Below are 6481 nucleotides of genomic sequence, written 5' to 3'. Positions count from 1 at the left end.
GGCCGAGTCAGTCTCGGGGTTCAGGCCAGGCCAGCATCCGTGGTCGGCACAATCAATATCCCGGCCCGCAAGCCATTCTTGACCTTCGGGTTCGGGAAGATGATGCGTGCGCCCTCCTCCTCGATCACCCAGCGGGTCTTGGCAATGTCCTCGGCCAATAGATACCCCTTCTCCAACTCCGAAAAGTTTTCCACGTCCGCAGGCAAATGCAGGACGAAGGCATCGCTGTGCTTGATCACTTCCCGGGAGACGCTGAACAGCTTCAAGCCGTCCAGGCTCTCGGTGGTCGGCTCGTTGCCTTCGATGATCTGCTTGAGACGGGTTTCCAGACGTGACACGTCCACGCCCTGGTTATGCCCGAACGGCCGGGCCTTGCCCAACTCCAGGGTGAAGGACTCGGCCTCAAGCTGCTCGTAGGTAAACGCGGTGAAGGTGATCGAGGTCTTGTTCTGCAGCAGCACCGCTTCCATGCCGGCGGCTCGCAGGCGCGCCAGCTCGGCACGCGAATGCTGGCGACCGTCTTTCCACGGGTACAGCGCGAACTGCTCGATCTTCGATCCACGGATGGCGGTGTGCAGGTCGTAGTGCAAACGGCTACGCCCTGGCACGCTGAAGAAGGTGCGGGCCAACTGCTCAAGCTCGGCGGCGCGCATGGCTTCAGGGCCGACGCTTTGTTCATGACGGCCGTTGAACAGCCGGTTGACGTCCAGTTCGAGGTAACGTTCGCCGCGGCGCATGGCCTCGGGGTTACCGAACAGGAACAGAATACGGGTACGGGGCTTGATCTCCCCGCGGGCAATGCCTTGCAGCAAGCGGTCGGCCAATTCGATTGGCGCGGTTTCGTTGCCATGGATGCCGGACGACAGCAGCACGTCGCTGCCGTTGTCCCGCGCCTCAGGAGGCCGCACTTCAAGCGCGCCCTCACTGAGCCAGCGCAGTTGCACGCCATCGACAGTCAGTTGAATTTTTTGCGCCGGTTCGCGACCGGCGAGGGTCAGTTCAAGCAGTTTGCCGAGGGCGAGCATAAGCGGCTTCCTTAGTGGTTGCAGCCAGGACCGTGGACGTGATCGTCGTCATCACCTTCAACGTCGGCTGGTTCCATTTCCAGTTGCAGGCTCATCAGGTTGGTGGCCAATGGGCGCATCAGCAGGTTGGCGTATTCCGCGTCGCCTTCTTCCACGTCAACGCCGATCAGTAGTTGGCCACGGCCGTCGTGCTGGATCCAGATCTCCTTGCCCTGCCACACCACGGCAACGCGGGTGCAGGAGGTTTCCAGCTGGGTGCCGTCGGTGTCTTCAAGGATCAGTTTCAGGGTGTCGGTGGTCATAAATAGTTCTCAGCCGTGCGGCGTTAATTGATCTGGAAAGGATAAACCGAGCCCAGTTTAAGGATTTGCGTCAGTTCATCCAGTGCCGTCCGGCACTCAAGCAGCAATTGCGGGTCAGCCAGGTCGGTTTCCCGCAGGCTGTCGCGGTAGTGCTTGTCGACCCATTGGGTCAGGGTGTCGTACAACGGCGCCGTCATGATAACCCCTGGGTTGACCGCCGCCAGTTCGGTTTCATTCAACGCTACGCGCAAGCGCAGGCACGCCGGGCCACCGCCGTTCTGCATGCTTTGCTTGAGGTCGAAGACTTTGACTTCGCGGATCAGCCCGCCCGAGGACGTCAGGCCTTGCAGGTACTGCCAGACGCGCTCGTTGGCACGGCACTCTTCCGGCACGATCAGCAGCATCGAGCCGTCGGCGCGGGTCAGCAACTGGCTGTTGAACAGGTAGGAGCGCACCGCGTCTTCAACGCCAACCTGGGCCCGGGGCACGCAGATCGACTGGAAGTTGCCGCCGAGTTTGCCGAGTTTGCCCTGCAATTCGCCGAGCATCTGTTCGGTATTGAGGAACGCGTCCTCGTGATAGAACAGCACCTCGCCATTGCCCACTGCGATCACGTCGTTGTGAAACACACCGGCATCAATCACCGCCGGGTTCTGCTGGGCGTAGACCACGCCGCCATCCCGCAGGCCGTGCAGGCGAGCGACTGCCTGGGAGGCTTCGAGGGTCTGGCGCGCCGGGTACTTTTGCGGCGCCGGGTAGCGGGTGTCGAACGCACTGCGGCCGAACACGAAAAACTCTACGCCCGCCTCGCCATAGTCACGGCAAAAACGCGTGTGGTTGGCCGCGCCTTCGTCGCCGAACTGCGCCACTGCCGGTAATGCGGCGTGGTGGGCGAAGTGCTTCTGGTCAGCGAACATTGCCCCCAGCACGCGGCTGGTGGTCGGGTGCTCGATGCTGCGGTGGTATTTGCAGTTGAGGTTGGCGGCGGTGAAATGCACGCGGCCATCGGCTGTGTCGGCGCTCGGGCTGACGGTGGCGGCATTGGCCACCCACATGCTCGACGCCGAGCAACTGGCAACCAGCAGCGGCATGGCTTGCTTGGCGGCCCGTTGGATAACTTGTGCGTCGGTGCCGGCAAAACCGAGGCTGCGCAAGGCGGCCACATCCGGACGTTCCTGGGGCGCCAGCACACCTTGCACAAAGCCCATTTCCATCAGGGCTTTCATCTTCGCCAGGCCTTGCAGCGCCGCTTCCTTCGGGTTGGAGGACTGCTGGCTGTTGCTCTGGGACGCGACGTTGCCGTAGGACAAACCGCCGTAGTTATGGGTCGGCCCCACGAGACCGTCAAAATTGACTTCACAGGATTTCATCGGCGAGGCTCCACGAACATCTGTATTTTTATAGGCATCAAATTACTTGAACACACCACAAATCAAGTGTGGGAGCGGGCTTGCTCGCGAAAGCGGTGGTTCAGTCACCTGAAATGTTGAATGACACACCGCCTTCGCGAGCAAGCCCGCTCCCACATTTAGATCAGCGTCACACCTGGGGTTAACGTCGCCGGTAGCACCAGGCTCGGGGTCTCAAGCGAGGCCACCGGGTACGCGCAATAATCCGCCGCGTAATAGGCGCTGGCGCGATGGTTGCCCGAAGCCCCTACCCCGCCAAATGGCGCGCTGCTCGCGGCACCCGTCAGCTGTTTGTTCCAGTTGACGATCCCGGCACGGCTTTCCAGCCAGAACTGCTGGTAACGCGCTTCGGAATCCGACAGCAACCCGGCCGCCAAGCCGTATTGGGTGTTGTTGGCCTCGGCAATCGCTGCCTCGAAATCAGCGTAGCGAATCACTTGCAGCAGCGGGCCGAACAGCTCTTCGTCAGCGCGATCCGTGACCTCGGTCACATCGATAATCCCCGGCGTCAGCAGCGCAGCCTGAGCCTGGGGTTGAGTCATTTCCAACAGCGCCACGGCGCCATTGGCCAATAGCAGTTCCTGTGCATCCATCAACGCCTTGGCGGCACCAAGGGAAATCACCGAGCCCATGAACGGCGCAGGCGTTTGATCAAACGCGCCGACTTCAATGGTCGAACTCACCGCCACCAGGCGTGCGAGCAACGCATCACCCCAGGCGCCTTCCGGCACCAGCAGGCGACGAGCGCAGGTGCAACGCTGGCCGGCCGAGATAAATGCCGACTGAATAATGGTGTACACCGCCGCGTCCACATCGGCCACTTCGTCCACCACCAGCGGGTTGTTGCCGCCCATTTCCAGCGCGAGGATCTTGTCCGGGCGCCCGGCGAATTGCTGGTGCAGATGGTTGCCGGTGCGGCTGGAGCCGGTGAAGAACAACCCGTCGATACCCGGGTTGGCCGCCAGGGCGATCCCGGTTTCCCGCGCGCCTTGCAGCAGGTTCAACACGCCCGCCGGCAGACCGGCGTCGATCCAGCATTGCACCGTCAGCTCGGCGACTTTCGGGGTCAGCTCGCTCGGTTTGAACAGTACGGTGTTACCCGCCAGCAAGGCCGGCACGATATGCCCATTAGGCAGGTGACCCGGGAAGTTGTAAGGACCAAACACCGCCACCACACCGTGGGGCTTGTGGCGCAGCACGGCAGTGGCGTCGCCCAGTGGGCCGCTCTTCTCGCCGGTACGTTCGCGGTAGCTTTGCACCGAGATCGCGACCTTGTTGACCATGCTGGTGACTTCAGTCGCCGATTCCCACAATGGCTTGCCGGTTTCCTCACCGATGCAGCGGGCGAGTTCGTCCGCACGGCTTTTCAGGTTGGCGGCGAAGGCTTCCAGCACGCTCAGGCGTTCTTCCAGGGAGCGCTTGGCCCAGGCTGGAAATGCCTGGCGTGCGGCCTGAACGGCAGACTCGACCTGCTCGGTGGTAGCGCCATTCCCCGACCACACGACCTGCTGGGTCACCGGGTTCAGCGACTCAAACACTTCACCCTGGCCAGCCAGCCACTCACCTGCGATGTATAGCGAATTCATTATTTCGACTCCCGGGCAGCGGACAACGGTACGGCGCGCACTTGATCACCGGCGATCAGTTGCAGGCGCTTGGCGGTCTGTTGATCGACCACCAGGGTGCCCGCAGCCAACCGCGCCGGTGCGGCGGTAATGCGGCAATCTTCGCGTTTACGGTTATGGATCAGGAACGGCGTGGCGTCGTCACCCGGCGTACCAATCGCCAGCACCAGCGCCTCGCTATCGCGTACCGCGCGGATCTTGGTGGTTTCACACTCCACCGCCGGGCCTGCGTCGAAGATGTCGACGTAACCCTGGTAGCTGAAACCTTCGCTCTTGAGCATGCTCAAGGCCGGCTCGGTGTCGGTGTGGACCTTGCCGATCACGTTGCGTGCGTCCTCGGACAGGAAGCAGCTGTACAGCGGAAACTTCGGCATCAGTTCGGCGATAAACGCCTTGTTGCCAACGCCGGTGAGGTAGTCGGCCTGGCTGAACTCCATCTTGAAGAAGTGCCGGCCCAGGCTTTCCCAGAACGGCGAGCGCCCGGCTTCGTCGGACATGCCGCGCATTTCGGCGATGATCTTGTTGCCGAACAGCTGCGAAAATTCCGCGATAAACAATAGGCGTGCCTTGGCCAGCATGCGACCGTTAAGGCCGTTGCGGTAATCGGCGTGCAGGAACAACGAGCACAGCTCGGAGTTGCCGGTCAGGTCGTTGGCCAGAAACAGCGTCGGGATTTCACGGTAGATGTTCAGCTCCTGGGAGGCGCTGACCGTCAGGCCGACCCGGAAGTTGTACCAGGGCTCGCGCAGGCCGACGGCGCCGGCGATGGCGGAAATCCCCACCACGCGGCCTTCGTCGTTTTCCAGCACGAACAGGTAGTCTGCATCACCGCGCCCGGCTTCGCCGCGAAAGGTCTTTTCAGCCCAGCCGACCCGATGGGTCAGGCGCTCTTCGTTGGCCGGCAAGGTGGTGAGGCCGGTGCCGGTGCTGCGCGCCAGATCAATCAGGGCCGGTAAATCGCTGCTGCGTACGGGACGAACGATCATGCTATCTCCTCAAACGGGCCGCCTTGCAGGCCACCCGCGAAACTCATTCTTAAACCGCTACCAGTCGAACGCTGGCACCCTCGCCGACGCCCAGGGCTTCGGCGGTTTCCAGGTCCAGGGTCACTGGCTTGCCCGGCGCATAGTCCAGTTCCAGCATCACCGCGCGGTAATCCTGCAATTGGCCGTTGCTGACCAGGTACTGGCGGCCGACACCCTTGGCCATCTCACCAATCTTCACCGGCACCACACGGCTCTGGGCGATCGAGCGAATGCCCGAGACCCGCGCGTGCAGCGTTGGGCCGCCGTCGAAGATGTCGATGTAATGGTCGGTCTCGAAGCCTTCTCGCATCAGGATGTCGAAGGTGATCTGCGCCCGTGGGTGCACCTGGCCCATGGCTTCCTGAGCAGCGTCCGGCAACAGCGGCACGTAGATCGGGTAATGCGGCATCAGTTCGGCGAGGAAGGTACGGCTCTTCAACCCGCACAGGCGCTCGGCGGCGGCGTAGTTAAGGTCGAAGAAGTTGCGGCCGATGGCGTCCCAGAACGGCGAATCACCGTTCTCGTCGCTGTAGCCCACAATCTCGGTAACCACCGAATCCGCAAAGCGCTCCGGGTGGCCGGCCACGAACAGCAGGCGGCCACGGGAGTTGAGCTCCGACCATGGCGAACCCACCAGCTCCGGTACCACGTAGAAGCTGGTCAGCAGGCTATTGCCGGTCAGGTCATGGCACTGCGAGAGCACGTGGATCTTGTTGTGGATCTTCAGCTCGCGGGAAGCGTGCACGAAGGTTTCGTTGCGGAAGCTGTAGAACGGTTCCGAGTAGCCCGCCGAAGCGACGATGGCCGAGCAGCCCGCCAGCTTGCCGGCGTCGGTGTCTTCAAGGACGAAGAAATAGCTTTCTTCGCCGTTGAAGCTGACCTCGGCGGCGAAGGACGCTTCGCTCGCGGCGATCTTGTCGCTCAGGCGTTCGACATCATCCGGCAAGGAGGTGACACCAATCGGGCTGTCCGCAGCCAGACGCTGTACCTCGCCCAGATCAGCCATTTGCGCGGGGCGCATCACCAGCATGGTGTCACTCCTTAACTCGAAAACTCACAGGAAAAAATGCCGGACACGATCTTGAAATCAGTGAG

Annotated in this window: 6 protein-coding genes; all 6 read right to left on the bottom strand. The window is 62.1% G+C overall.

The window, feature by feature from the left end:
- Positions 1-20: 20 nt before the first annotated feature.
- The 6 genes from astE to aruF all read right to left on the bottom strand — a co-directional run bounded on the left by astE (position 21) and on the right by aruF (position 6416).
- Positions 21-1025 carry a succinylglutamate desuccinylase gene (gene astE / locus SNL23_RS13010; protein WP_318302419.1) on the bottom strand — a complete coding sequence of 335 codons (1005 nt, stop codon included), beginning with the start codon at positions 1023-1025 and terminating at the stop codon, positions 21-23.
- Positions 1026-1036: 11 nt separating this feature from the next.
- Entirely contained in the window at positions 1037-1327 is a 291-nt protein-coding gene (locus tag SNL23_RS13005; RefSeq protein WP_003214319.1) for a hypothetical protein, read from the bottom strand.
- A 23-nt stretch (positions 1328-1350) separates the two neighbouring features.
- Positions 1351-2697, bottom strand: a complete 1347-nt coding sequence (gene astB, locus SNL23_RS13000) for an N-succinylarginine dihydrolase (protein WP_167663718.1) — start codon at positions 2695-2697, stop codon at positions 1351-1353.
- A gap of 158 nt (positions 2698-2855) precedes the next feature.
- Entirely contained in the window at positions 2856-4325 is a 1470-nt protein-coding gene (gene astD, locus SNL23_RS12995; RefSeq protein ID WP_318302420.1) for a succinylglutamate-semialdehyde dehydrogenase, read from the bottom strand.
- Entirely contained in the window at positions 4322-5347 is a 1026-nt protein-coding gene (gene astA / locus SNL23_RS12990) for an arginine N-succinyltransferase (RefSeq protein WP_076015018.1), read from the bottom strand. Before astA ends, astD begins: the two co-directional genes overlap by 4 nt.
- A 49-nt stretch (positions 5348-5396) precedes the next feature.
- Positions 5397-6416, bottom strand: coding sequence for an arginine/ornithine succinyltransferase subunit alpha (aruF, locus tag SNL23_RS12985; RefSeq protein ID WP_076015017.1), 1020 nt, complete (start codon positions 6414-6416; stop codon positions 5397-5399).
- Between the last annotated feature and the right edge of the window lie 65 nt (positions 6417-6481).

It is taken from the genome of Pseudomonas sp. SED1, assembly GCF_034044025.1.
Taxonomy (GTDB): domain Bacteria; phylum Pseudomonadota; class Gammaproteobacteria; order Pseudomonadales; family Pseudomonadaceae; genus Aquipseudomonas.
Note: the sequence above shows the minus strand (reverse complement) of the source record. Positions and strands in the feature narration are given on the sequence as shown.